This window comes from Rosistilla ulvae (assembly GCF_007741475.1).
Classification (GTDB): Bacteria; Planctomycetota; Planctomycetia; order Pirellulales; family Pirellulaceae; genus Rosistilla; species Rosistilla ulvae.
Genome location: NZ_CP036261.1, coordinates 4,189,882 through 4,215,700, shown reverse-complemented (window position 1 = coordinate 4,215,700; position 25,819 = coordinate 4,189,882). Strand labels below are relative to the sequence as shown.

Annotated in this window: 19 protein-coding genes; 11 read left to right on the top strand and 8 right to left on the bottom strand. The window is 56.8% G+C overall.

All coding sequences use genetic code 11. The features are described from left to right. Positions 1-161 precede the first annotated feature (161 nt). The 5 genes from EC9_RS14900 to EC9_RS14880 form a co-directional block, all read right to left on the bottom strand. Complete coding sequence (locus EC9_RS14900) at positions 162-2,303, bottom strand: flotillin family protein (protein WP_231745678.1); 2,142 nt, start codon at positions 2,301-2,303, stop codon at positions 162-164. Next, entirely contained in the window at positions 2,296-2,949 is a 654-nt protein-coding gene (locus tag EC9_RS14895) for an OB-fold-containig protein (protein ID WP_145346495.1), read from the bottom strand. The genes EC9_RS14900 and EC9_RS14895 overlap by 8 nt, the downstream gene beginning before the upstream one ends. Positions 2,950-3,296: 347 nt before the next feature. Then, entirely contained in the window at positions 3,297-4,751 is a 1,455-nt protein-coding gene (locus EC9_RS14890) for a DUF1501 domain-containing protein (RefSeq protein WP_218934152.1), read from the bottom strand. Further along, the gene (locus EC9_RS14885) at positions 4,748-6,994 is read right to left on the bottom strand and encodes a serine protease (protein WP_145346493.1); all 2,247 of its coding nucleotides are present in this window, start codon (positions 6,992-6,994) and stop codon (positions 4,748-4,750) included. Before EC9_RS14885 ends, EC9_RS14890 begins: the two co-directional genes overlap by 4 nt. 13 nt (positions 6,995-7,007) lie before the next feature. Next, positions 7,008-9,251, bottom strand: coding sequence for a DUF1549 domain-containing protein (locus EC9_RS14880; protein WP_145346491.1), 2,244 nt, complete (start codon positions 9,249-9,251; stop codon positions 7,008-7,010). 661 nt (positions 9,252-9,912) lie between these two features. Here EC9_RS14880 and EC9_RS14875 point away from each other — a divergent pair. The 7 genes from EC9_RS14875 (at position 9,913) to EC9_RS14850 (ending at position 17,474) form a co-directional block, all read left to right on the top strand. Continuing rightward, on the top strand, positions 9,913-11,328 hold the full coding sequence (locus EC9_RS14875) for a UDP-glucose 6-dehydrogenase (protein WP_145346489.1): 1,416 nt from the start codon (positions 9,913-9,915) through the stop codon (positions 11,326-11,328). Between the two features lie 141 nt (positions 11,329-11,469). Then, on the top strand, positions 11,470-12,246 hold the full coding sequence (locus EC9_RS26990) for a hypothetical protein (protein WP_246105687.1): 777 nt from the start codon (positions 11,470-11,472) through the stop codon (positions 12,244-12,246). Next, positions 12,243-13,430, top strand: a complete 1,188-nt coding sequence (gene wecB / locus EC9_RS14870; protein WP_246105686.1) for a non-hydrolyzing UDP-N-acetylglucosamine 2-epimerase — start codon at positions 12,243-12,245, stop codon at positions 13,428-13,430. Before EC9_RS26990 ends, wecB begins: the two co-directional genes overlap by 4 nt. A gap of 224 nt (positions 13,431-13,654) precedes the next feature. After that, entirely contained in the window at positions 13,655-14,713 is a 1,059-nt protein-coding gene (gene rfbB / locus EC9_RS14865) for a dTDP-glucose 4,6-dehydratase (protein WP_145346484.1), read from the top strand. A 155-nt stretch (positions 14,714-14,868) separates the two neighbouring features. Continuing rightward, complete coding sequence (locus EC9_RS14860; protein ID WP_145346482.1) at positions 14,869-15,855, top strand: GDP-mannose 4,6-dehydratase; 987 nt, start codon at positions 14,869-14,871, stop codon at positions 15,853-15,855. Between the two features lie 45 nt (positions 15,856-15,900). After that, positions 15,901-16,962, top strand: coding sequence for an NAD-dependent epimerase/dehydratase family protein (locus EC9_RS14855; protein ID WP_145346480.1), 1,062 nt, complete (start codon positions 15,901-15,903; stop codon positions 16,960-16,962). Between the two features lie 8 nt (positions 16,963-16,970). Continuing rightward, a complete protein-coding gene (locus EC9_RS14850) occupies positions 16,971-17,474 on the top strand; it encodes a methyltransferase family protein (protein WP_145346478.1) in 504 nt (167 codons plus the stop codon). Positions 17,475-17,497: 23 nt separating this feature from the next. On the opposite strand, the gene cydB is transcribed toward EC9_RS14850, so the two are convergent. From cydB to EC9_RS14835, 3 genes are all read right to left on the bottom strand, one after another. Beyond that, entirely contained in the window at positions 17,498-18,526 is a 1,029-nt protein-coding gene (gene cydB, locus EC9_RS14845) for a cytochrome d ubiquinol oxidase subunit II (RefSeq protein WP_145346476.1), read from the bottom strand. Then, positions 18,526-19,995: a cytochrome ubiquinol oxidase subunit I gene (locus tag EC9_RS14840; protein ID WP_145346474.1), complete on the bottom strand. Its 1,470-nt coding sequence runs from the start codon at positions 19,993-19,995 to the stop codon at positions 18,526-18,528. The genes cydB and EC9_RS14840 overlap by 1 nt, the downstream gene beginning before the upstream one ends. 420 nt (positions 19,996-20,415) lie before the next feature. Beyond that, the gene (locus tag EC9_RS14835; RefSeq protein ID WP_145346472.1) at positions 20,416-20,859 is read right to left on the bottom strand and encodes an Hsp20/alpha crystallin family protein; all 444 of its coding nucleotides are present in this window, start codon (positions 20,857-20,859) and stop codon (positions 20,416-20,418) included. A gap of 988 nt (positions 20,860-21,847) precedes the next feature. Between EC9_RS14835 and EC9_RS14830 the strand changes: the two genes are divergently transcribed. Genes EC9_RS14830 through EC9_RS14815 form a run of 4 tightly spaced genes read left to right on the top strand, consistent with a single transcriptional unit; the run spans position 21,848 to position 25,707 of the window. Beyond that, on the top strand, positions 21,848-22,732 hold the full coding sequence (locus EC9_RS14830) for a sugar nucleotide-binding protein (protein ID WP_145346470.1): 885 nt from the start codon (positions 21,848-21,850) through the stop codon (positions 22,730-22,732). Next, complete coding sequence (rfbA, locus tag EC9_RS14825; protein WP_145346468.1) at positions 22,729-23,589, top strand: glucose-1-phosphate thymidylyltransferase RfbA; 861 nt, start codon at positions 22,729-22,731, stop codon at positions 23,587-23,589. The genes EC9_RS14830 and rfbA overlap by 4 nt, the downstream gene beginning before the upstream one ends. Then, positions 23,586-24,449: an ABC transporter permease gene (locus EC9_RS14820; protein ID WP_145346466.1), complete on the top strand. Its 864-nt coding sequence runs from the start codon at positions 23,586-23,588 to the stop codon at positions 24,447-24,449. Before rfbA ends, EC9_RS14820 begins: the two co-directional genes overlap by 4 nt. A gap of 19 nt (positions 24,450-24,468) precedes the next feature. Next, positions 24,469-25,707 (top strand): ABC transporter ATP-binding protein, encoded by a 1,239-nt coding sequence (locus tag EC9_RS14815; RefSeq protein ID WP_145346464.1) that lies wholly within the window; start codon positions 24,469-24,471, stop codon positions 25,705-25,707. Positions 25,708-25,819 lie beyond the last annotated feature (112 nt).

The following is a 25,819-nucleotide window of genomic DNA, read 5'->3' as shown; positions in this document are numbered from 1 at the left end:
CCAACGTTTGTTGGGCTGTCATCAAACGCGTTTGCCAGCGCGAGCGGAGGCGATGCTCCGTCGGCTGGGCAAAAAACGTCGATGCAACGGCGTGGAAGCATGGTGCAAAAAATGACGACCGCCCCCAGGGAATCCCTCGGGGCGATCGGGCTGTCAGCTGGTTAGCTCTTCGCCCCGTTCTGCAACGGCTTCGCTTCCAGTTTACCGACCTTGCGTTCGGTGATCCCGGCGGTGCTGGCCATCCCTAACAGGCTGCCCAGTTGGTTGCGGGTTTCATCGGTATTGGCCAGTCCCATCAGCTTGGCGATCAAGGCGGCGATCGAAAGATCCTTGATGTCGTCGGTGCTGAGGTTGAACTTGTTGACCAGGTCCATCAGGTTGTCCCGGAAGTAGTCGGGGTCGCCGTTGAAGAAGGTCTGTTTGACGTCGGTCGCTACGCGGCTGTTGTAGACAAAGCGATCGATCGCCTTGCCACCCTTGACCGCCGAAGTGATCTGGTCGAAGAACTCGCCATCGCCACCGACGATGTCGATGCGAGCGGCTTTGAGTGCTTCGCCAACCACACCGGCTTGCGATTCGGCGATGCCGCGTTGTGCGTCGATCGCCGCGATCTCGACCTGCTTGTCCTTGTCCAGTTTGAGCTTGAACTCTTCGTGTTCTTTGCCGACACCGTCCAACAGCTTCATCGCTTCGGCCTTCTCGGTGATGCCGGTCGCTTCGCTGCTGTACTTCTGTTGCATGACGTTGGCTTCGGCCAAGCCTTCCTTCTCGATCGCAGTAGCACGGGCTTCGATACCCTTCGCTTCGGCGACAGCTTTCTTTTCGATGATGACCGCTTCGGCGGTGCCTTCTTTTTCCATCGATGCGGCGCGAGCTTCTTGCACCTTGGCTTCAGCCAATCCGCTGGCCGCGGCTTTCGCTGCATCGGCTTCGGCCGTCATCTTGGCCGCTTGCATTTCTTTCTCCGACCGATCGCGAGACGCTTCGGCTTCGATGCGGATTTTGTCGGCCAACAGTTCGGCCGCCATCTTGGCCGCTTCGGCTGCCTTCGTTTCTTTGATCAACGATTCTTCGGCGGTCATCGACGCCGCGGTGATCTGAACCTTTTTCAGCCGGTCCGCCGCCGCGAACTCTTCGGTATCCTTGATCTTTTCCTGTTCTTCGACGACGGCTCGTTCAACCGCCACGCGTTCGCGGATGACCTCTTGTATGTTCCGCTTCTCGACTTCGATCGCTTTCTCTTTTTCGACTTGAGCGATGCCGACGACGCGTTCACGCTCGGTCGCTTCCAGTTCGCGATCCTTCAGGACGCGTTCCTGTTCGATCCCGTCGGTGCGTTCCTTGGCACGCAACGCGACCAAGACCTGGCGTTCCTTGTTTTCGTTGGCGACGCCCAGTTCCTCTTCGGTGGTGATCCGAGCTCGTTCGGACTCCAGCCGTTGTTCCTCTTGAACCTTCTTCGCCGCGGCGCGTTCGCGAGCGGAGATCTCGGTGACTTCGCGTTGTTGTTTTTCGTTGGCTTCGATGCGTTGCTTTTCCAGCTGCAGAATCGTCTCTTCCGCCTCGACGTCCTGTTGCTTCAGCGTCTTCTCTTTTTCACGCGTGAAGGCGTTCTCTTTGACCTTTTCTTTAGAGGTCAATTCGGTGATCTTCTTGATACCCTCGGCATCGAGAATGTTGTTCGGGTTCAGCAGTTCCAGCGGCGTCTGTTCCAAGAAGTCGATCGCCGCATCGTCCAGTCGGTAGCCGTTCAGATCGGTACCGATGACTTTCAGGATCTGATCCTTGAAGTTATCGCGTTTGTCGTACAGGTCGACGAAGTCAAACTGCTTGCCGACGGTTTTCAGTGCTTCACTGAACTTGGCGTCGAACAGTTCACGCAGTGTATCGATCTGGCTGCAGCGTTTGGCGCCGATCGATTGCGCGACCTCGCGGATCTCTTCTTCGCTCTTGTCGACACGGATGAAGAAGGCGACTTTGATGTCGGCGCGGATGTTGTCTTGGCAGATCAAACCCTCGGAACCTTCACGGGCGATTTCGAAGCTCTTCAGCGTCAGGTCCATCTTCTCGTATTGATGGATCACAGGAACGACGAAGATACCGTTGCCGGTGGCGACGCGAATCTTGCCCCAACCGCTTCGAACGATCGCCTCGTCGGGGCCGACCTTGCGGTAGAACTGGTTTGCCATCGCGGCGAAACTGGCCAGCAGAAAGAGCAATCCGATGATCGCGACCGCAAGGATCGCGATGCCGTTGATAAACCAATGGTCAGAGAACTGACCCAAAACCAAAACGCTACTCATCTGCTTGAACCTCGTCGTCGATAGCGGTTACCGTGTATATCCGGCGTTCTTGATCAAAGTCGATAATTGTGGCGAGGTCACCCTTTTTCAAAGTTACCCCGTCGGTGCGAACGTTTAACAACAACGGCGCCGCGTCCGTTTTAAATCGAGCCTGGCCAAAGTCGGTGTCGGCTTGGCCGGTGCAAATTTGGCAGACTTGACCAAGCAACATCTCCGCGTTGTATCGCGCGGTCACGAACCACTTCTTCATCGGTTCGGTCGTAAACTTGGTCAGCACCACGCCGATTACGGCCGAACGAGCTGACAGCAGTCCGGCGGTCCACCAATTCGCTTGGTAATCGGAAGCATCCCACGTCACCCACAACACGGCTGACGTGATCCACCAAAGTAGTGTAAAGAGCCCTCCCCAGATTACAATTGGAATCTGGGCTAGATTCAACCATCGAAACGTGAGCATTCCAAAACCGCCGGCCGAACCCAAATCGAAATCGGCGTCGAAATCGAAATCGGGGGCGTCCATGTCGAGATCGATCAACCCAAACAGGGAAACGATCGAGTAGACGACAAGGAAAGCCAACAAAATCGATGCGGGTAGCACCGGTTGGGCGGCGATAATCTCCGCTGCACGTTCAAAATAAATCCACAAGGCGAGCACTCCTTCAGCACAAATCTGGCAGGGGCACATGGAAACATAGATCGCAAAATCGATCGGAACAGGTGAAACTGCCGCCGGTTAACAGGCTTGAAGTTGTAACGGAGCGGGCGCGCGAATGGAAAAAATTTATTGGGCCAAGGTAAGCGGAGTGTACGCTTTGGCATCGACTTGCGTGGTGGAAAGCGACCGGCTGGCAAGTGGGAACGAGAGCCGTCGCCTGTTGAACGCCAATCACATAACGCGATTAAACCCCAGGATTCGCTAGCCTATTCAATGAAAAAGCCCCAGGACGCAGAACATCCTGGGGCATGATCGTGTTTCGAATTGGCCGGATGGAACTATCCCATCAGTTCGGGAATCGGAGCACCATGGTCGACGATCGGCGTTGGTCGACCATTAAAGTCTTCGATGAAGACGCTCTTGGAATCGATTCCCAGATGATGGTAGATCGTTGCCAAAAAGTCGCCGGGGCCACAACGCCGCTCGACAACATCTTCGCCACGTTTATCGGTCGCACCGATAAAACGACCTGTTTCGATTCCGCCGCCGGCCCAGATATTGGAGAACGCGCGCGGCCAGTGGTCGCGGCCGGGCTGCTTCGTTCCCGACGGAGCGCTTGCGTTTCCAGCACCGGTGCTCGGTTGATGCGAGATCTTGGGAGTCCGGCCGAATTCGCCGGTGACGACGACCATCACGCGCTCGTCCAGCCCACGCTCGTAGATGTCTTCGATCAGTGCCGTGACCGCTTGATCGTACGCGTCGGCGCGGAAACGCAGAGCATCAAAGATATGGTGATTGACCGCGTGGTCATCCCAGTTGTTGACGCGACCGCACAGAGGTCCGCGGAGACTGCTCGTCAAAACCTCCACGCCCGCTTCGACTAATCGGCGAGCGAGCAGCAGTTGTTGCCCCCAGGCGTTGCGGCCGTAGCGATCCCGCGTGCGATCGTCCTCTTGCGTAAGATCGAAAGCGTCTTTCGTTTTGGGATTGGTCAACAGCGTCATCGCCTGGGTTTCGAATTCGTCCAACGCTCCCATCTCGCCAAAATGATCGAACGATCGTTCCAGCGTATCCAGTTGCTGCCGCAACGTTGTTCGTCGTCCCAGCCGCGCGACTTGGTTGGCGTCGGTTAGGCCGATGTTAGGGACCACGAACTTGGGCGAGTTTGGATCGCCGGTGACCGAAAAAGGTGAGTAGGCATCGCCCAGGTATGCCGGTCCGTTGTATTGGAGTGGCGGATTAACGCCGACGTACGCGGGCAGCGGATTGGTCCGCGGGCCCTCTTTGGATCGCAGGTAATTGGCGACCGACATCCAATCGGGCAACCGCGGTTTCGGCTTGTCGCGTGTGTCCGAATCGCCCGACAGCAGTTGCATCGAACCGGCGGGATGGCCGCCAGCCCCTTGGTACATGCTGCGCAAGACGGTGAACTTGTCGGCGATCGCTGCTTGGCGAGGCAGCAGTTCGGTGAACCGCATCCCGGGAACTTTGGTCGGGATCGTGTTAAAAGGGCCGCGATATTCGCTGCCCGACAACGGCTTGGGATCGTAAGTGTCGATGTGCGAGTTGCCGCCTGGCTGCCAGACCATGATCACCGCGGTCCTTTTTCGCTCTTTGCCGTCAGCGGTTTGCGTGGGCAGCGGGCTGGCCGCTTGCAGTCGCATGATTCCGGGCAGGCTCATGCTGGCGAATCCCGCGAGTCCCAACCGCATGAAACTGCGGCGGCTGCCGGGGCCAAAGTTCCGTGGGCCACTGCAATGCATTTCGGAAGGCTTTGTTTTCGGGTTGCTCATTTGGATTCACCTTGGCTAACACGGATCGAGATCGGTTGAGAGATGACGATATCGGCGATATCTTTTGGCTGCGTCGACTTCTTTGCTTTCGCAAGCTCCGCCGCTGCGACTGCCAAGGCTGCGTCGGCAGCTTTCTTTTCCGCTGCCACCGCGTCGGCAAGCTTCTGCGAATCGGCCTTTTGGTCTGGCGAAGCGGTTGCGGTTTCATTCGCCAGTCGCGTCACCTCGGCCGTTAGGTCGGTAACGGTTTGTTGTGCCTGCGCGTGGGCGGCTTCAGCGGCGACTAATCGATCGGGATTGTCGCGGTGCTTGGCAACCGCGCTGCCGTAGAATGCGATCGTGTAATCGCCAGGCGGCGTCTTTAACTTCGCCAGATCGAGGATTGCTTCGGAGGCGTCTTCGTTTAGCTTGAGGTCGAATTTGGGGACGCCTTCAAATCCGGCGCCCATGGTTCGCAGGCCCAACAGCGTGCCGGAGAATTCACCACGGCGGACGTGTTGCAGTGGAATCTTCAGAGTCTCACCCGCCTTTGCTTCCCAAACCTTCTCTTCAGTAGGGGCGATTGTGATCGCAGCAAATTCCGATCCGCCGACCGATACGGGGATATCGGCTAACAATCGTGGAGCGGGAATTTCCGACCAGGCGTTAGTCACAGGCCACGCGACCGATGCGACGTGGCACGGATGCGTAACCGGTTTGTCGCCTATGGTTGCCGTCGCGGTGAACTTCGCCATCGTAAGGCCACGTGGCGCGTCTTGATGCGCGGTGACCAGCATCAGACCACGCGCCTTGCCAGCGGGAATCTTCAGGCCGGTGGTGGTGACACCATCGGGGAGATTTTCCAGAGTCAATTCGATCTCACCGTTGAAGCCATCGCGTCGTACGGCGACCACTTCCAACGCGACGGTCGATCCACCGCGGAGCGCTAGTGGTTTGGAGAGTGCGTTGCGGTCACCGTTTCGCAGGACCATGTGCAGCGGCCAAGCAACGACAGCAAAATCTGGCTCCGCCTGGCGGATGATCAATCGATAGACGTTGTTGGGGTCGATTCGCGTGCCGCCAAAAAGATCGGTGATCTGCAGACGATACTTTCCGTCCTCTCTGATCTCCATCTTGCCAAGGATGTCGGTCGAACCGGCGTTGTAGGGGGGGCCGTCGTAGGCGTAGGCGTTGCTCGATCGTTTGATCGGACTGGCGATATCGGACAGTTCGACCAGATCGACTAGCTTTTCATCGGCTCCTTCGCCGATCACCTGTTGAACGATGATCGAAGCATCGGTGGGGCGACCGAGTCGTTCCGAAGCGACTTCGACCCACCAGACCTCTCCCTTCTTGGCGGTGAATTCGAAGGCATCGACATCGGCGGCCGGGAAGAAACTGCCCGCGATGTCGCACGGCAGCGTGATCGCTTGAACCGTTTCGCGATCGTTGTTTGGTTCGGTCTCCGATGCTGACGCTTCGGCGGCCAGTCCAGTCGGTGGCCACGAAAAACTGCCGACGGCGCGGGTGCTCGGCAGGCGTGCAAGTGGTGCGTCGGCGGGGACTTCTTGAACTGCCAGTCGGTAGAAGCATTCCGCTCCTCCCTTAAACGTCAGATCATGGACTTTGACCGTGTAGTCGCCATCGGCTGGGACGGTGTAGTCCAGGGCACCGCCACGTCGTTCGACTAACATGTCGCGTCCCTGGGCGTCGGCCAAGATCAGAACGGGGTTCATTTTCGAATCGATCCCCGGGGCCGCGCAATCGACGACTAATCGTTGCCCCTTCTTCGCGGAGAACGAATAATGGTTCGCTGCGCGGACGGGAAGAGTTGCGTTGCAGATGCTGTTGATTTCGATCGGCATCGCTGTTTCGACCGATGCACTCGGTTTGGTCTGCGTGACTTCGGGGAGATCACTGACGGTGAAGACCCGAGCTGACGAGATTCCCAAACGGGACATCACCCTCGCTGTATGGATTCCCGGAGGGCAATCGGCGGCGATCGAAACGACAAACTGATTGGCGAGCGGTTTGCCCGACGCATCCAGCTTGGGCGTCGCGGTGATCTTCGGGCTGGAGAACAACAATTGTTCGGTGTTCTCGATCGTTTGGCCGGTGATCGCAACATCGAATTCGCTGCCAACTTGGCCCCCCATCGGCATCGTGGTCAACAGACGCGGCGCGGGCAGGCAGACCGATTGGGCCATCGAGGTCGAGGCGACGACGGCGATCAATGCCGAGGCGATCGCAAATTTCTTCAGCATTTTGTGCTTCCGTTTAGTGGTTGAACAAAAATTCTTTGGTGTTGATCAATGCCCAAACCAGATCTTGGTAATTGTTCCGGGCGGCGACCTTGGCGTCGATTGGCTTGCCGTCGGCGTCGACCGACGGTTGGGCTAGATAGTCCAGTGCGATTTGAAGCTCTTCCTCGCGGGGCGGGCGAGCGAAGGCAGCGAGATAGAGTTCGGTGATCTTTTCCGTATCGGAAGCGTCGGCTTTGGACAACCGATCGGCGCGGCCGTTGGCGGTCGCGAGCTTGCCTTTAATGTCGGCAGCGTTTAACAGATGCAGACTCTGCGCTAGCGAAGCTGATTGGACGCGTTCGCACTCGCAGACGCTGCTGCTCTCGGGACGACCGAAGACCTTTAGGAACGGAGAGGCCCGGTTGTAGCTGTTGTCAGGTAAAGCGATCGCGCGGGTCCCGGCGGGGAGATTGGCAAACGAAGTCGTCGCGCCGGTAAATTGGTCGATCGAATCGAGCATCACTTCGGCTTGCATCCGCCGCGGGTAGAAGCGGGAGTAGTTTTGGCGATCGGCGAGATTGTGTTCGTTCGGCGTCGCGGACAGTTGATACGCGTTGGATTGCGTGATCGTGCGAACCAGTTGTTTCAGGTCGAATCCGCTGCTGAGGAAATTCTCTTCCAGCGCGGCCAACAGCTCCGGATTGGTCGGCGGGTTCGTGTCGCGAATGTCGTCTTCAGGTTCAATCAAGCCGCGGGCGAAGAAGTGCTTCCAGTAGCGATTGACCAACGCTTTGGCGAAAAACGGATTCTCGGGGCGACTCATCCAATTCGCCAAGCGTAGCCGTGGGTCCTCGTCGGCGGGGATCTCGCCAACGTCGTCGCCCAAGGCGGCGGGGCGAACTGTCAATCCGGTTTTGATGTTTTTCGATCCGGCGATGCCTCGCTTATGGAAGATCAGATCCTCGCCGCGGGTGTCGGTCGGTTTGCGGCCGACTTGGCTGAAGAAAGCGGCCAAGCCGTAATAGTCGTCTTGGCTCCAGCGTTCAAACGGATGGTGATGGCACTGAGCGCATTGCATCCGAACGCCAAGGAATAACTGGGCGACGTCCTCGATCTGTTCCTGAGGTTGTTTGACGCGTTTGTACCAAGCGACCGGTGGGTTGGCGATGATCGTACCAGTTGCCGCCAGCAGTTCGCGAGCGAGTTGGTCGTAGGGCGTGTTGGCCAGCAGGCTGTCGCGAATCCAGGCGTGGAATGCGAAGTTCGAAGTGATATCGCTTGCACCGTCGCGGCGGTTCTTCAGCAGCGAGGTCCATTTGTTCGCGAAGTAGTCGGCGTAATCGGGACTCTGCAGCAGATCGTCGATTAGTTGATCGCGTTTGTCGGCAGCTTCGTTTGCCAGGAAGGCTCGCGATTCCTCGTCGGTTGGCAAGCGACCGGCGATATCCAACGAGACGCGGCGGATAAACGTGGCGTCGTCGCAAACCGGAGATGGCGGAATGCCGAGCGTCTTCAGATTGCCGAAGACGAAATCGTCGATGAAGTTACGCGATTCGGGCAGCTGCGGAACGGGAGCTCCAAGCGGGATCGAGCCGTTAAAGACAGCGACCTGTCCTTGGTAGCGAACCATCACGGCAACTTTGCCTGGTATCGATTCGGTCCGCACCAACCCGGTCTCGCTGACTTCGGCCATCGCGCGATCGTTGCATTCGTAGACGGCCAGTTCGGTCACGTCACGGCTGCTGCCGTCGGAGTAATGGGCTATCGATTTGAGTTGTTGCTGCGATCCGGCGGCGACCGTTTCGTGCCCCGGCAGTACTTCGATCGACGTGAGCGTCGGTTCGGCACCGGTGGAGTTGGGGGCGCCTTGAGCGATCCAGCGCCGCAGCGTGGCGTAGCCTTCGGATTTTGGGGCCAAGCGAACACCGCCGCCGTGGGGAACCTCTCCGACGGCTTTGACTAGCAACAGACTGCGTTCGGGATCGGTCGGGAACAGGCGACGACCGCGGCCTTCGAGCACCAGGTGGTCGTAATCTTCCTGCGGCTCAAAACCGAACAGCGACAACTGGAAACCGTTCTGCCCGCCGCCAGCTTTCGCGTGGCAGACACCAGTGTTGCAGCCCGACTTGGTCAACACGGGGACGACATCGTTGATGAAGCTGACAGTCGGTTCGGACTCAACAGCATGAACGTTCCCGAACAGAACCAGCGGAGCGAGCAGGGCGAAACAGCATCGTGTGACGTTTCGTCGCAAACGATCGAGGTCGCGGTGTGTCATATTTTGTCGCAGCTTGAGGTGGGAGTGGTGACGGAGAACCACAAAGGCTGGCAAGGTGGGCGCGCGCGCTGTGAACCCAATCTATCGCTTCCGTAACACACTGTCCACGAAGATCTTCGAAATTTGTAAGACAGCAGGGGGGGGCGTTTTCGCTTTCGATGGAGATGCAAATGACATGCCATCCGCCGGTTTTCTGACAACGTTTCCACAGGCTCGCAGAGGGCATCCCGGAAATGTTTCCAGAAGCATCGAAAAATGTCGCGTAATACGACGTCTGGTGGATGCACGCAATTTCGGTGCGGTTCCGATTGGCAGCACCAATGTGGTGCGATGTTTGCCTCGAAATCGGGCAACGTCAGCCTGCTGTGGTAGCAGTTTTCAGCGCCATCGGCTGGCGAAGGCTTCAGCTGCAGCGGGGCAGCTTGCGTTACATGTTGGTGGGGTACAAACGGATCAAGCCGGGCAGCCCGATCGGCTGCAACGGCTTCACGTAGGAAAGCGGTGGATCGCGAGAAGTGACCAAATAACATATAACGCGTTCACGCTACCCGGTCGGCGATAGCAACCGCGGCGAGTCTTTGCGGGGCGAGGGCTGCAAGCGAAGCATCTGACGCCAATACCATTTTCAATACACATTGCGTTAACGAGTTGGGATTTCCTCATGAGTGCGGCTGAAAAACTGAGTATTTGTTGCATCGGCGCTGGGTACGTCGGTGGTCCTACGATGGCGATGATCGCCAAACAATGCCCGGACATCCGCGTGACTGTTGTCGATATCAACCAGGCTCGGATCGATGCTTGGAACAGCGACAAGCTGCCGATCTACGAACCCGGTCTGCAAGAGGTGGTCGAAGAGGCGCGGGGCCGCAATCTGTTTTTCTCGACCAACGTCGCCGACAGCATCCGCGACGCCAAAATGATCTTTATCAGCGTCAACACGCCGACGAAGACCTACGGTATCGGGGCGGGACGGGCTGCGAATCTGGAGTTTGTCGAACGCTGTGCGCGAATGATCGCCGAGCATTCCGATAGCGGTCATAAGATCATCGTCGAAAAGTCGACGCTGCCAGTGCGAACCGCCGAGGCGGTCAAGCGAATTCTCGCTTCATCGGCGCGGCCGGGCGTTTCGTTTGATGTGCTCAGCAATCCCGAGTTCCTCGCCGAGGGAACGGCGGTCGAAGATCTGTTGGCTCCCGACCGCGTCTTGATCGGTGGCGAATCGCGCGACGCGGTTCAAACCCTTGTCGATGTCTACGGTCGCTGGGTTCCGCGGGAACAGATTCTGACGACGAATCTGTGGAGCAGCGAGCTGTCGAAACTGACAGCCAACGCCTTCCTGGCTCAGCGCGTCAGTAGCATCAACGCGATCAGCGCGCTGTGTGAAGCGACCGAAGCCGATGTCGACGAGGTCGCTTCGGCGATCGGCACCGATTCGCGGATCGGTCCAAAGTTCTTGAAAGCCTCCGTTGGCTTTGGCGGCTCCTGCTTCCAAAAGGACATCTTGAACTTGGTCTATCTGTGCGAACACTTTGGCTTGCCCGAAGTCGCTGCGTATTGGGAGCAGGTCGTGCAGATGAACGACTACCAAAAGCAGCGGTTCACGCGGCGGATCGTCAAGACGATGTTCAACACCGTCAGCAACAAGCGGATCGCGGTCTGGGGATTCGCCTTTAAGAAAGACACAAACGACACTCGCGAGAGCGCGGCGATCTACGTCTGTCGCGATCTGTTGGAGGAGCGAGCCAAGTTGACGATCTACGATCCCAAGGTGGGAATCGAGCAGATCAAGAGCGAGTTGGCTTATGTGATGCAGAACGACCCGGCTCGGTACGGTGGCGATGTCGAAAAGTTGATCGACGAAAATGTCACCGTCGCCGACAGCGCTTTGGCTGCGGCCGAAGGAGCTCACGGCGTGGCGCTGCTGACCGAATGGGACGAGTTCAAACAGCTCGACTTCCAAAAGGTCTATCAATCGATGCAGAAGCCGGCGTTTTTGTTCGACGGCCGCAATCTATTGCACCATCGCAATCTTACCGAAATCGGTTTCGAGGTTCACGCGATCGGCAAGTTGTGTTAACGCTGCCAGCGGATTCCGCAAATTGAAACCTTTCATCGCTCTGAGTTCTGGCCTCTTGGGGCAAGCCTGACGTTTCGAGGTATGGTATAATGCGGCACCGCAGGCTTCCCTGCGCAATGCTCGCTTTTTTGTGGAACTCCTATGACACTCCCCTCCGATCCATCGAGTCCTGAATTCGTCGCCGCCCGGCAGGCGGCGATGTTGTCGCAGGATGGATTTAAGGGAGTCGATGAGACCGATCCATCGGGGCCGTGTGGGCACGCGTATGGGATTCGCAAAAGCGCTTGGTTGACGACTGCGTTTCGAAACCAATACAGGCCCGAATCGATGAACGTTCTTCCTCAAGAAGTGATGGATTGTCTGAAGGATGCAGGTGTCAGCAACTGGGTTTTGATGGGGCTGCACGGCTACGTCGGCTACCTGTCGCAACCGCGCGCCACGCAAGATGTCGATGTGATGGTGCCGTACAGCCAAAAGAAGAAGGCGATGAAGGCGATCGGTCGACGCTGGCCGGCCCTGCAGGTCCGGGAACTTTCACAGGTTGTCCGGTTCCTCGATCCGGCCGAAACCGATGCTCATGACAAACCGATACCTGTGATCGACCTGATGTTGCCATGGGGACCGTTTCAAGTCGCGATCCTTGCAGACCATGTAGTGGTCGACCGGCAGACCGGCAATCGCCTGCCATCCATCGAAGCCGCAATCGTTTCAAAATATGCCGCGATGGTGTCGCCACACCGCATTGCAGAGAAGAAAGACATCGACTCGCACGATTTTCGAGCGATGGTCCGACGGCATCGCGACAGGTTAGACATCGCGAAACTTCAAGGTCTAGCTGCCGATGTGTGGGAGGGAGGCGATCAAGAGATCGTCGACTTTCTCGACCGTGCAATGGACGGAAGGCCACTGCGGCTTTGAACAAGATTTTAGATCCGCGTCAGAACATCTGCATTGTCGTTGGTACGCGGCCCGAAGCGATCAAGATGGCTCCGGTCTATTTTGCGCTGCAGAAATCGGCCTCTCTCCGTCCGGTCCTCCTATCGACCGGACAGCATCGCGAGATGCTCGACCAAGCGTTGGCGGCGTTTTCGCTCACACCGGATCATGATCTGAATTTGATGCAGCCGGGGCAGAGCCTTGCCGACATCACCAGTCGCGTGATCTCGAGCGTCTTTGACTACCTGGTCGAAACGCGTCCTGCGGCGGTTTTGGTCCAAGGGGACACGACCACCGTGTTCGCGACGGCGCTGGCGGCATTTTATGCAGGCATCCCGGTCGGACATGTCGAAGCGGGGCTTCGAACGCACGATCCACAAAACCCATGGCCCGAGGAGATGAATCGTCGGCTGGTCGCACCGATCGCTCGGTGGCACTTTTGTCCAACGGTTCAAAGCCGAGAACATCTGCTGTCCGAACGGATCGACGAAGCGAATTGTTTTGTGACCGGCAATACCGTCGTCGATGCGCTGTTATGGATTCGCGGAACGTTGGCTGCCGAAAAACGAACTGCTGGCCAGATCGCTCGCCGCGTCGGGATCGGCGAAGCATTTGCCGGCCGGTTTCTCGACAACCTCGCCAGTCGATGGATTCTTGTCACCGGGCATCGCCGCGAATCGCATGGTCCTGGTTTCGTAAAAATGTGTGAAGGTATTCTACGCCTTGTAACGGAGCATTCCGATCTTGGAATTTTGTTTCCTGTGCACCTGAACCCACGTGTTCGCGAGCCGGTGATGCAATTGTTGGGCGATCACGACCGCATCGAATTGATCGAACCGGCGGGCTACGAAGATTTTATCTGGTTGATGGATCGCTGCACGTTCCTGTTGAGCGACAGTGGCGGGGTTCAGGAAGAAGCGCCCAGTTTGGGCAAGCCCGTGCTGGTGACGCGTGAGACGACCGAACGCCCCGAAGGGATAGCGGCGGGGACTTGTCGATTGGTCGGAACCGATCCCGATCGGATTTTTGCCGAAGCGGAACTGTTGTTGTGCGATGCCGATGAATTTACGCGCCGCAGCGGATTGAAAAACCCGTATGGCGATGGCTCCGCAGCCGATCGGATTCGCCAGATTCTAGAGAAATCGATGGCCGCCAACGGAACGTAAATGTTAACGTTGGATTTTCCTCCGGTTATTCTGCTCGTATTTCGCTCGCCGCGGTTGACCTTCCCGGGGGAGCGAACGACCATATTTTAAGTAGGGGTGTGTGGCTTTGCGACAACTGTCGCAGTCGCATTGCGGGTGCGGAGATGTAATCGACTTCGTTCCTGGACCTCGACATCGCCTGGACACGTAACATCCTCCGGTTCGCATTACTCTACACAGCTATCATGAAAATCTTAGTCACTGGCGGTGCCGGTTTTATCGGTTCCAATCTAGTACGGCACCTATTGGCGGAAACCGATCACGAAGTTGTCAATTTGGACAAATTGACCTATGCGGGCAATCTCGCGTCACTAGCGGATATCGAACAGGATGCGCGCTACCGATTTGTGCAAGTCGATTTGTGCGACGCCGAAGCTGTCAAAGCTGTATTCGACAAACACGATCCCGATAGCGTGATGCACCTGGCGGCCGAGAGTCATGTCGACCGGTCGATCGATTCTCCCGGCGACTTCATCCAGACGAATGTTGTTGGGACCTACCATCTGTTGCATGCCAGCTTGAACCACTATCAACAAATGGAACCGCCGCGCCGTGAGGGCTTCCGTTTCTTGCATGTTTCAACCGATGAGGTCTTTGGTTCGTTGAGCATGGACGATCCGGGGTTTTGTGAAACGACCCCTTACAATCCCCACTCGCCCTATTCGGCCAGCAAGGCTTCGTCCGATCACCTGGCCCGCGCGTGGCACGATACCTACGGTCTGCCGGTCTTGGTAACCAATTGCTCGAATAATTACGGTCCCTATCAATTCCCCGAGAAACTGATTCCGGTGGTGATCTTAAAGTGTCTGCAAGGTGAGTTGATTCCGGTGTACGGGCGAGGCGAAAACATCCGCGATTGGCTGTACGTGGAAGATCATTGCCGGGCGCTGACGCGTGTCCTGCAGAAAGGTACCATCGGAGAGACCTACAACATTGGTGGCAACAACGAACGCACGAACCTCGATCTGGTCAAGATGCTGTGCGGTCTGTTGGATGAGCTGCAACCCGCCGCCGATGGCAAGCGATATGAAGAGAACATCCGGTTCGTGACCGATCGCCCCGGGCATGATCTGCGGTATGCGATCGACGCGACCAAGATCGATCGAGATCTCGACTGGCAACCGGCCGAAGATTTTGCCAGCGGGTTTCGCAAGACCGTCCGCTGGTATCTGGAGAATCAAACATGGTGGCAGAACATCCTGTCGGGCGATTATCGGTTGGAACGCTTGGGGCAGAAGGGCTAACGTGTGCCAGCGGATGCGGCGAATCGGGGACCCGCGTTGCCCGATGCATCAGCCGATTGCCGATTGATGGCACTGGGTTTTGTCGCTAGGCTGGCTCGCTTGGCGAACAACAGAAACGACGATGGATCGACGATCCCGAAGGGTAATATTGACGCATGCGGAAAGCACTGATCACCGGTATTTCGGGACAAGATGGCAGCTATCTCGCTGAATTGTTGCTGGCCAAAGGGTATGAGGTTCATGGGCTCGTTCGCCGGTCCAGCAACACGGTTCGGGCGCGATTGGACCATTTGTTTGGCGATCCGACGATCTACAACCAAAAATTGTTCTTGCACTATGCCGATATCGATGACACGACAACGATTCGTCGGCTGTTGATCCGGATTCAGCCGACGGAGGTCTACCATTTGGCGGGGCAGAGCCACGTGGGAGCCAGTTTTGAGATCCCCGAATCGACCTGTGAATTCACCGCGATGGGGACGCTGCGATTGTTGGAAGTGCTGCGCGATCTCCCCGAGCGACCGCGGATGATGCAGATCAGCAGTAGTGAGATTTTTGGACGCCCGAGCGACGCGCCGCAAGATGAATCGACACCGATGAACCCCGTTTCACCGTATGGCGTTGCCAAGGCCTTCGCGACGCAAATGGTCCGTGTCTACCGCGACTCCTTTGGCTTCTTCGCCTGTAATGCGATCTGCTTCAATCACGAATCGCCACGTCGCGGCGAGAGCTTCGTGACCCGCAAGATCTCGTTGGCGGCGGCTCGGATCAAACTCGGCTTGCAGAAAACGTTGACCCTGGGCAACCTCGACGCGCAGCGCGACTGGGGCTATGCGCCCGAATACGTCGAAGCGTTCTGGAAGATTTTGCAGCACGATACGCCCGACGACTATGTGATCGCGACGGGGAAGAGTCACACCTTGGGCGAGTTTCTGGAAGCCGCGTTCGGTTCCGTAGACCTGGAGTGGCGCGACCATGTGCAGACCGACCCCAAATACATGCGTCCGGCGGAATCCCACCGACTGGTCGGCAACCCCAAACATGCCATCGAAACACTCGACTGGCAGCCCCGTACCAAAGCACCCGAACTCGCTGCGCTGATGGTCGAACACGATCTACAAGCGATTCGGTCACACGGCTGAAATGACGACCTCGCAAACCTAATCACGCCTGGGGTGTTAGTAACAATGAAAAAACTACTGGTTACCGGATCCTCTGGCTTGATTGGCTCCGAAGTCTGCATGTACTTTGCCGCCGCAGGCTGGAAGATCCACGGGGTCGACAACAATCAACGCGCCGTATTTTTTGGTCCTCAAGGGGACACACGTTGGAACCAGCGACGGTTGGCAAGCCGAATTGATGGATTCGAGCATCATGAGGTCGACATCCGGGACCGCGAAGGCGTTCTATCGCTGGTAAGCGAAGTCCGTCCCGACGCAATCGTTCATACGGCAGCGCAGCCCAGCCACGACCGCGCTGCGACGATCCCGTTCGACGATTTCGACACCAACGCCGTGGGGACGTTGAACCTGTTGGAAGCGACACGACAGGCCTGTCCCGAAGCGCCGTTTGCTCACATGTCGACCAACAAAGTCTACGGCGATCGCCCCAACACGATCGCGTTGCAAGAACAGGAAACTCGCTGGGACTACGCCGATCCTGCCTACGCCTGCGGGATTCCCGAAAGCTTTTCAATCGACCAGTCCAAGCATTCGCTTTTCGGAGCCTCCAAAGTCGCCGCCGACGTGATGGTTCAAGAGTACGGCCGCTACTTCAACATGCCCACCTGCTGTCTTCGCGGCGGTTGCTTGACCGGTCCCAATCATACGGGAGTCGAACTCCACGGCTTCCTCAGCTATCTAGTGAAGTGCAATCTGGAAGGCAAACCGTACACCGTGTTTGGGTACAAAGGTAAACAGGTTCGCGACAACATCCACAGCGAAGACGTCGCTCGATTTATCGCTGCGTTTATCGAGACGCCTCGCGTGGCGGAGGTCTACAATATCGGTGGCGGCAAAGCGAACAGTTGCTCGATTCTCGAAGCGTTCCAGATCACCGAACGCTTCACGGGACGGCAACAACGATACAGCTATAGCGATGAAAACCGGATCGGCGATCATATTTGCTATTACAGCGACCTGACGAAGATGCGGGCCGATTATCCCAACTGGGACCTCACCGTGAGCTTGGAGGAGACGATCGAACAGATCGTCGCCGCGTGGCAGCAGCGGCCGAAAAGCGATAGCTGATCCAAGCCATGCCTGATCCAGGTTCAGATCGTCAGCGTGCGGCAGCAACGGGGCGGACCGGTCGTTCGGAGCTCCGCCCGTCGGGATTCGATCGGGGGCTCGTTTTTGTCCAGTTTCTGGTGCCGACTCTGCTGATCTTTTCGCTGCGCATCGATCGCGCAAACGCCGCGGCATTGCTGATCTGCATCGCCGGAACCCTCTTACACGTCGCAGCGTTGCGATCGCTGGGCAGACGGAATCTGCGCGTGCTACCGCAGCCAAAAACCGACGGAACGCTGACCGTATCGGGCCCGTACCGTATCGTCCGCCATCCGATGTACACGGCGCTGCTGCTGTTCTGCAGCGGACTCGCCGTCGCTCCGCTGGCCTTTTGGAAAGTGGCGGCAATGCTGGTCCTGTTGGGCGTGTTGATCGTCAAGGCGAAGCGTGAGGAAAAGTTCCTCAGTCGATGCTATCCAGAGTATGCTGCGTACGCGAAATCCAACTGGATGTTGTTGCCACCGATTCTTTGAGGTCGGGGCGGAGCTTGCGCCTCTCAGTAGCTGTGCGGGTCCAGCTTCACCTTGCCGCGGAAGATCCAGTAGATGATCACGGTGTAGCTGAGCACGCAGGGGATTCCGATCGCCGCGATGATCAACATCGTTCCGAGTGTGGCTTGGCTGCTGCGTGAATTTTCGAGCGTCACGCTATAGGCCGGATCGATTGTCGATAGCATCAGATTGGGAAAGATCGCGACACTGAATAGCGACGCAAACGCGAGGATCACCATCGCCGAGGAGAAAAAAGCGTAGCTGGGACGTTTCAGATGCATCGCTCGCGGGATGTTTAAAACCGCCAACGCGTTCAAGATCGGAACGATCCAAAGTATGGGGAAGTTCGCGATGTTTTCGGTAGCATGCGGAACGTGCCACCACGTCGCAAGCGTCGCGGAGACATAGAGTCCGGCGAAGGTGAGGAACAACGGGTGGATCGCCCGCTGGACGCGATCCTGCAGTTCGTCTTCGGTCTTCAGATACAGATAGATCGCTCCGTGCATCGCGAACAATGAAACTGTCAACGCTCCGATCAACAGCGGGTACCAATAGATCTGGCTCAACAGGTTTCCCTGATAGACGTAGCGAGGTCCCAGCTCCATCCCTGCCATCACGTTGCCGCCAGCGATTCCCAGCAGTGCCGCCGCGGTCAGCGAAGAGGCGAAGAAACCGAAGTCCCAGGTTTTTCTCCATCGCGGCGATTGCACTTTGGAGCGAAACTCGAGGCTGACGGCGCGGCCGATCAGACAGGTTAGCAGCAGGAAAAACGCTGTGTAAAAGCTGCTGAAGACCGTTGCATAGGCGACCGGGAAGGCGGCGAACAACGCCCCGCCGAAGGTCACCAACCAGACCTCGTTGCCGTCCCACAGCGGACCGATCGAATTCATCACCAACCGCCGCTGGCGATCGTCTTTGGCGATGAAGGGATGCAGGATTCCCACACCGAGATCAAAGCCATCGAGGATCGCGTAGCCACACAGGAGCGCGCTCAGCAGCACAAACCAAATGAACGTCAACAGTTCGTAATTCATTACGTTTCCTTATCCATTAACGATCCACCGTACGCTGTTCCGCCGTGCCCAATCGATTCGGACATCGATTCATCCTTGTGGCGACGCTTGTATTCGGTCAACTCCTCAGGCGAATCGGGGCCATGCTGGATCTTCTGATTCAAGACGAAGATCCACACCGCGAACAGCAGCGAATAGATGATTCCAAACAGGATGATCGAGCTGAGCACCTGCTCTGCCGTCACCGATTCGCTGAGCCCGTCGGCGGTCCGCATCCCCATCATCTCGACGCCGTTTTGCACCGACGGATAGACGATCCACGGCTGGCGTCCGACCTCGGCCGTGATCCAGCCGGCTTGATTGGCGGTCATCGCCGCCAGCGGCATCACAACAACGGCCCACAGCAGCCAGCGACGTTCGCCGTAGGTGCCTCGATACCACGACCAACAGGCCATGCCCGCGACAACGATCATCAAGGTCCCCATCCCAACCATCAAGTGGAAGGTTTGAAAGGGAAGCCAAATTGGCGGCCGGGCGTCTTCTGGAATTCGATCCATTCCCGGGACCGGACGCGTCGGGTCGTTGTAGACCATCAGACTCAACAGCCGCGGGATCTGGACGCCGAAATGAACCTTCTTGTTCGCCGCGTCGGGCCATCCGAACAGATAGAGCCCCGTCGGTTGGTCGGTCGTCTCAAAGTGGGCTTCGATCGCAGCCAACTTGGCAGGCTGCGTCTCGACAAGTTTTTGAGCCGAATCGTGGCCGGTCGCCCCTGCCAAAATCGTGAATAGCAGCGCCGTTGGAAGCGCGATCGAAAGGCATCTCCGAGCCACCGCGTCGTGCCGCCCGCGAAGCAGATAGAAGGAGCAGACCGACGCGACAAAAAACGCCCCCAACACCAAGGCGCCGATCAGAGTATGGGTCAGTCGGTCGACGGAGGAGGGATTGAAGACCATCGCCCAGAAATCGGTCACCTCCGCCCGCGGCATCTGCTCTCCTTGAACATCATGCCAAACGATGTGGTATCCGGCGGGCGTCTGTTGCCAGCTGTTGGCGACGACGATCCAGACGGCGCTAAACGCCGAACCGAGAAAGACCATCAGCGTGCTGAACAGATGCATCTTCGGGCCGACGCGATCCCAGCCGAACACTAAGACCGCTAAAAAGCCACTCTCTAAGAAGAAGGCAAAGATCCCTTCGGCAGCCAATGCCGATCCGAAGACGTCGCCGACGAAGCGGGAATAGGCGGCCCAGTTGGTGCCGAATTCGAACTCCATCACGATTCCCGTGGCCACCCCCATCGCAAAGTTGACGGCGAAGACGCGGGTCCAGAATCGAGCGGCCGCTTCCCAAGCGGGATTGCGGGTGCGATAGAACGCCAGCTCGCACAAGAACAACTGCAGCCCCAAGCCGATCGACAGCGGCGGGAACAGATAATGGAACATGATCGTGCCAGCGAACTGCAACCGGCTGAGGATTTCAACGTCCATGGGGCAATGTCACGCTCCGAAAGTCACGGGTCTGAGAATCGGCTGTCGATCCCTCTATTGTTGGCGCAGCCCCCCGCTTGCATAGATGTGGCAGAAAGTCACTGCCTGAACTTCTCTCGCAAACCCGCAGGTACGAGCGCCGAGAGTGATGTGGATGGGCATCATGGACAATGAGGCGTTGGCGTCGAGCCTTTCGGCGATTCGATCGCAAACGCCGCGGACGACGGCTCGCTCCGATACGGAATCGGTCACTCTTTGCGCAGCCTGGAGATTTCATGCGCGGAGAGGAGATTGTTGAGTGCGTTAAATCGAGATGAAAGAATCTCCGCCGGACGAATCGGAGCGATTCGTCCGCGGAGTCTTTCCGGTCCCATTCCTCCGTCGTATCGACCGGGAATGGCGGCTCTTCCGGCTGGCGGGCTATGGCGTCTTGATCTCGATCCGCTTGGGAAGGACCTCGGCTCGTTTGCAAAGCCGGACGTGCAGCAAGCCATTTTGATACGAGGCATCGATCGAATCGGGATCGACCGAGTTGGAGACCCGCATCGACCGCGACATATCCCCCCACGTCCGCTCATCGTGCAGATAGGTTCGGTCGGTCGTATCGGGTTGATGGCGTTTGGCCGAAATCTTCAGCAAGCCATCCTCGAAGCTGACGTCGATATCCTCCTGGTTGACCCCCGCGAGTTCCATCTCCAGATGGACATGCTCTCCCGATTCCCACACCGAAGCGGGGGGAGTCCACTTGGTGGCGGCAGGGTTGGTGCCGGGATAGAACAATCGATCGAACAGCTCCTCCATCTCGTGTCCCGCAATTCCAAATGCGCTCGGAACAAGCGCTCGGGTCATGTTGTAACTAGACATGGCTCATACCTCCGTCCATTTGAACTGAAACCACGATCAACCCCAACTGCCCGACACCACGCAGTGCAAAATTTGGCAGTTGGCGTCTCGCATCGGAAGTTCTTGCAAGATTTGTACCAGTCCCCGTCAGCTCGATGGTGAAAGTTTCATCCTCAAATAGCGATCGATGGGTGGGACGCAAAGACGCGGTCTTTCAGCACGTTGGAGGGACGCATGCTGCAGCTCAACACCGCCCGGGAGTATGTCGGTGCCGCCGCGTGCTGTGGAGGGCCGGATTGGCTGGCCGAATGCATTGTGAAGCGCCGAACCAGCGGGTCCGCTCCTTTAGGGGGGGCGTGCAGCAAGAGTGCCTTCCAGGGGGGCGAGGTGCAGTATTTTTGGGGCCTAATCATTGTGATTTTTGCGATATCAGTGTACGATCTGGAACCGAGAGAAAGCGGCCGATTGACTGGCTTGCCACTACCCCCAGAGCGGATGCGTTCGACGTGGTGTTGTGGTGATAGCTGTTGAATGAAGGACGCTTTCAAATGACGAAAACGGACACGACTTTTCCCGTGATGTGCCAAGGCATCATGACTCGTGGCCGCGATTTACGTTGCGACGACGAACACGTTCGGCCCCCCCCTCGAACGACGTGCTGCGGTTTACCGCAGCTCCTCCAATGACTTGATCGATCGGTTGTGCTGACTGCGCCATCTCCCGGGTATTCTAAAATTTGGAATGCCCCAATTTCGATGGACGCAACGCATTGTCCGATCCACTATTTAACATTCCATTGGCGAATTTGCGTGATCCAGGATGGGCCGCGCCACTTTTCACTCGCTACCAGTAGACCGCGCAAATGCGACGGAAACTGCTTCGTTAAACGAACACAATCATGCATGGATGCATACACCCCACAAACCGGACTGCAATCGAAGGTGCCTGTCACCCAAAGGAACGAAGTGCGCGCCGCCGACGCGGCGTCACGTAGGCAAGAGTTGAAGACTTGATATTGCTTCTCGGCGGAACGGGGTACGTTGGCAACGCTTTTTGCGAACTGTTGACGCGGCGTGGGATCGATTTCCGATCGATCTCACGGTCCGATTGCGACTACACGCAGCGTGACGCGCTGATCGGTCTGATTCGCGAAAGCAATGCGAGCTTCTTGATCAATGCAGCCGGTTACACAGGCAAGCCAAACGTCGACGCTTGCGAATTGCAGAAGTCGCAGTGCCTTGCCGGTAACGCTGTCTTGCCCGGGACGATTCGCGAAGCCTGTGCGATGGCTGGCGATTTGCCTTGGGGGCATGTGTCAAGCGGTTGCATCTACACCGGTGTACGCTTCGATGGCAGTGGGTTCCGCGAAGAGGACGAACCAAATTTTTCGTTCCGCACCAACAATTGCAGCTTCTATTCTGGTTGCAAAGCGTTGGGAGAGGAGTGTCTTGCGGGAGCCGAAAACGTTTACGTTTGGCGACTTCGCATCCCATTTAATCACCGCGATTCTCCTCGCAATTATTTGTCCAAGTTGATGAGATACCATCGCTTGTTGGAAGCGACGAATTCGATTTCCCATCTCGGCGATTTTGTTCGCGCCTCGCTTGAGTGTTGGCTGCGACGCGTCCCGACTGGGATTTATAACGTGACCAACACCGGCAGCGTGACAACGCGGCAAGTTGTAGGGATGATCGAACAGGAATTGAAGTTGGGTAGGACGTTCGAATTCTTCGATTCGGAAGACGAGTTTATGTCGCTGGCCGCAAAGACGCCTCGGTCTAATTGCGTGATGGACAACCGAAAGCTGCGTGCGACGGGAATTCCAATCGCCGATGTCGACGATGCGATTCGGGAGTCGCTACGAAGCTGGATCCCCGAGGGGGCATCGGTATGAAGGGGATGATACTAGCGGGGGGCAGTGGCTCGCGACTGCATCCGATCACCCTGGGGGTCAGCAAACAACTGATCCCGATCTACGACAAGCCGATGATCTATTATCCGCTGTCGACCTTAATGTTGGCTGGAATTCGCGAAGTTCTCGTAATCTCCACACCGCACGACCTTCCCGCTTTTGAACGTTTGTTAGGTGATGGATCGCAGTGGGGGATGTCGTTCTCCTATGCCCAGCAGCCCAAACCCGAAGGGATTGCGCAGGCGTTCATCATCGGCCGTGAATTTGTCGGCACCGACCGTGTCGCCCTCGTTTTGGGCGACAACATTTTTTATGGACAAGGTTTTCGCAAGACGCTAGCTAACGCCGCCTCGAACGAAACGGGAGCGACAATTTTTGGCTATCGAGTGACCGACCCGCAGCGATATGGAGTGGTCGAATTCGACTCCAACGGAAAAGCGATTTCGCTGGAAGAAAAGCCGTCCAAGCCCAAAAGCAACTTCGCCATCCCCGGCCTCTACTTCTACGACAACCACGTCCTCGAGATCGCAGCCAACTTAAAACCATCGCCCCGAGGCGAATTGGAGATCACCGACGTCAACCGCGCCTACCTCGAATCGGGCCGCTTGCACGTCGAGCAATTCAGCCGCGGCTTCGCCTGGTTGGACACCGGCACCAAAGACAGCCTCCTCGACGCCTGCAACTTCGTCGCCGCCGTGGAAAAACGCCAGGGACTCAAGATCGCCTGTCCCGAGGAGATCGCATACTCGCAAGGCTTCATCAATGGCGAGCAACTTGTTGCAATTTCGCACCATTTTAACAACGACTACGGTGCCTACTTGCAAGGGATCTCCAATTGAACGATCCGCGACCAGTGCTTCGTGAACGCGTGATCACGCCACATGGTGGTTTCGATGCTTTTACCGACGCGATCGCAGCGATGATAAGCGACATACCACAAAGTCAGGCACTCGCTTGGCGAATGTTCCTGCGCGATACCCGGGCGATGTATCGTCAAAGTTTGTTGGGATACTTTTGGATCCTGCTGCCGCCGCTGGCGACTGCCGCGATCTGGATATTCTTAAACAATGAACAACTCGTATCGATCGATACCGGCAATGCGCCGGTGCCAATATTTGTCTTGACCGGAACGGTATTATGGACGGCATTTAACATGTCGGTCGTCGGCATGCAGGCGATTATGGCGGAAGCGCGGAGCGTCCTGTCCAAAGTCAATTTCCCTCACGAAGCGTTGGTCCTATCCGGGATCGGCAAGGCGCTCTTAAACACGATGATTCCGGCGTTGGTTTTGATTCCCGCGCTGCCAGCCTACGGAATTGCGTTCTCGTGGAGCATGTTGTTGTTCCCGCTTGGTTTCCTAACACTTGTAGTATTTGGGTGTGCTTTGGGCCTGATTTTGGTTCCTTTGTCCGCGCTGTACATGGATATTGGCCGAGCTGTTCAATTGGGTTTGCGATTTGGTTTCTTTGCGACGCCCGTGATCTACGCGCTTCCAGCCTCGGGAAGCATGCACAATCTGTTGCTGTTGAACCCTATCACCGCGCCGTTGGTCTCCAGTCGCTATTGGTTGATTGGCAGTGAGTCGCCCTTTGGGGTGTTGACCGGGATCACGCTGATTCTGAGTTTCTTGGCGTTGGTTGCTGCGACCGTTGTATTTAAGGTCACCATGCCTCATATCATTGAGCGAATGAACGCTTAATCGCGAACTGCAATTCGTTATGTCCAACGATAGTGAAGTATTAATCCGCGCCGAACATGTTTCCAAAAAATTCTGTCGGTCGCTGCGCCGTTCGCTCTGGTACGGCGTCCAGGACATGGCGACGGCTTTAAATCCGTGGCACCAAGACTCCGGGCATGATGGTTCGACGCGAGAGTTGCGATACGATGAGTTCTGGGCGGTTCGCGATGTCTCCTTCGAGGTGAAAAGGGGCGAGTGTCTTGGGTTGATCGGACACAATGGCGCTGGGAAGAGCACGCTGTTGAAAATGTTGAACAGCCTGAATCGCCCCGACGAGGGGCGGATCACGATGCGAGGTCGTGTAGGCGCGTTGATCGAATTAGGGGCTGGTTTCAATCCCATCCTGACGGGCCGCGAGAATATCTACAACCAAGCCGCTTTGCTCGGATTTTCAAAGCGGGAGACCGATGCCAAGCTCGATGCAATCATCGACTTCTCGGAACTAGAAGAATTTCTCGACATGCCGATGAGGAACTACAGTTCGGGCATGAAAGTCAAGCTTGGTTTCGCGGTGTCCAGCCAAATGGAACCCGATATTTTGCTGATAGACGAAGTCCTGGCGGTTGGCGACGTTGGATTTCGCTACAAATGTTTGAATAAAATTGCGGACCTGTTGGATAATTGCGCCGTGATTTTTGTATCGCATTCAATGACACAGGTGATGCGGGTCTGCACGGAACTGCTTGTTCTGAATCGTGGAAAGCCGGAGTACCTAGGCCGTAGTCTCCCTGACGGACTTGAAACCTACTTCCGGCTGTTCTCTGCGGGTAGTACAAGTGTCGTTGGCAGTGGTGAAATTCAAATCACCAAAGTCAAAGCTAGCTGTGGGCAGAACACTTGTGAACTGGGCGGTGTTGTGTTGGCACGGCATGGTGACCGTCTTTGTGTGCAGCTAGATCTAAAATGCGATGACCATATTGACCGAGCAACAGCTCAAGTCCTCTTCTGGAACCAGGAACTGATCCCTGTGTTGGATGCTGTTGGTCAGGATGGGCACGGTCAACAGTTTTCACCGAAGGATGGCAATGCCAGCCTATCATTGGAACTCGACGCACTTCCACTGAATGCCGGAGCTCACCAGGTCAGTATTGTTTTGACGGCGTCTGACTTAAGCAGAACGTACTGCCATATGAGTAATTCGTTTGGGGTGAATGTTGTTGGCGGAAGCCCTGCATCTCGTGCCGGATGTGTCGCGACCGGAACCTGGGCTATTACCTGATTTTTCAACAAATCCTCTTCCCATAATTATGGTTGCATATCAATTGTGTTCTGGCCTCAACTGAAAGTTTGCCGGCCTGTATCCCAGGTAACGCAAGCACGTCTAAGCTCAT

What these genes read in the sequence shown, in the direction of transcription:
- EC9_RS14900 (WP_231745678.1), bottom strand. Translation starts at nt 2,303, where the DNA reads ATGAGTAGCGTTTTGGTTTTGGGTCAGTTCTCTGACCATTGGTTTATC.
- EC9_RS14890 (WP_218934152.1), bottom strand. Translation starts at nt 4,751, where the DNA reads ATGAGCAACCCGAAAACAAAGCCTTCCGAAATGCATTGCAGTGGCCCA.
- EC9_RS14885 (WP_145346493.1), bottom strand. Translation starts at nt 6,994, where the DNA reads ATGCTGAAGAAATTTGCGATCGCCTCGGCATTGATCGCCGTCGTCGCC.
- EC9_RS14880 (WP_145346491.1), bottom strand. Translation starts at nt 9,251, where the DNA reads ATGACACACCGCGACCTCGATCGTTTGCGACGAAACGTCACACGATGC.
- EC9_RS14875 (WP_145346489.1), top strand. Translation starts at nt 9,913, where the DNA reads ATGAGTGCGGCTGAAAAACTGAGTATTTGTTGCATCGGCGCTGGGTAC.
- EC9_RS26990 (WP_246105687.1), top strand. Translation starts at nt 11,470, where the DNA reads ATGACACTCCCCTCCGATCCATCGAGTCCTGAATTCGTCGCCGCCCGG.
- rfbB (WP_145346484.1), top strand. Translation starts at nt 13,655, where the DNA reads ATGAAAATCTTAGTCACTGGCGGTGCCGGTTTTATCGGTTCCAATCTA.
- EC9_RS14860 (WP_145346482.1), top strand. Translation starts at nt 14,869, where the DNA reads ATGCGGAAAGCACTGATCACCGGTATTTCGGGACAAGATGGCAGCTAT.
- EC9_RS14855 (WP_145346480.1), top strand. Translation starts at nt 15,901, where the DNA reads ATGAAAAAACTACTGGTTACCGGATCCTCTGGCTTGATTGGCTCCGAA.
- EC9_RS14850 (WP_145346478.1), top strand. Translation starts at nt 16,971, where the DNA reads ATGCCTGATCCAGGTTCAGATCGTCAGCGTGCGGCAGCAACGGGGCGG.
- cydB (WP_145346476.1), bottom strand. Translation starts at nt 18,526, where the DNA reads ATGAATTACGAACTGTTGACGTTCATTTGGTTTGTGCTGCTGAGCGCG.
- EC9_RS14840 (WP_145346474.1), bottom strand. Translation starts at nt 19,995, where the DNA reads ATGGACGTTGAAATCCTCAGCCGGTTGCAGTTCGCTGGCACGATCATG.
- EC9_RS14835 (WP_145346472.1), bottom strand. Translation starts at nt 20,859, where the DNA reads ATGTCTAGTTACAACATGACCCGAGCGCTTGTTCCGAGCGCATTTGGA.
- rfbA (WP_145346468.1), top strand. Translation starts at nt 22,729, where the DNA reads ATGAAGGGGATGATACTAGCGGGGGGCAGTGGCTCGCGACTGCATCCG.
- EC9_RS14815 (WP_145346464.1), top strand. Translation starts at nt 24,469, where the DNA reads ATGTCCAACGATAGTGAAGTATTAATCCGCGCCGAACATGTTTCCAAA.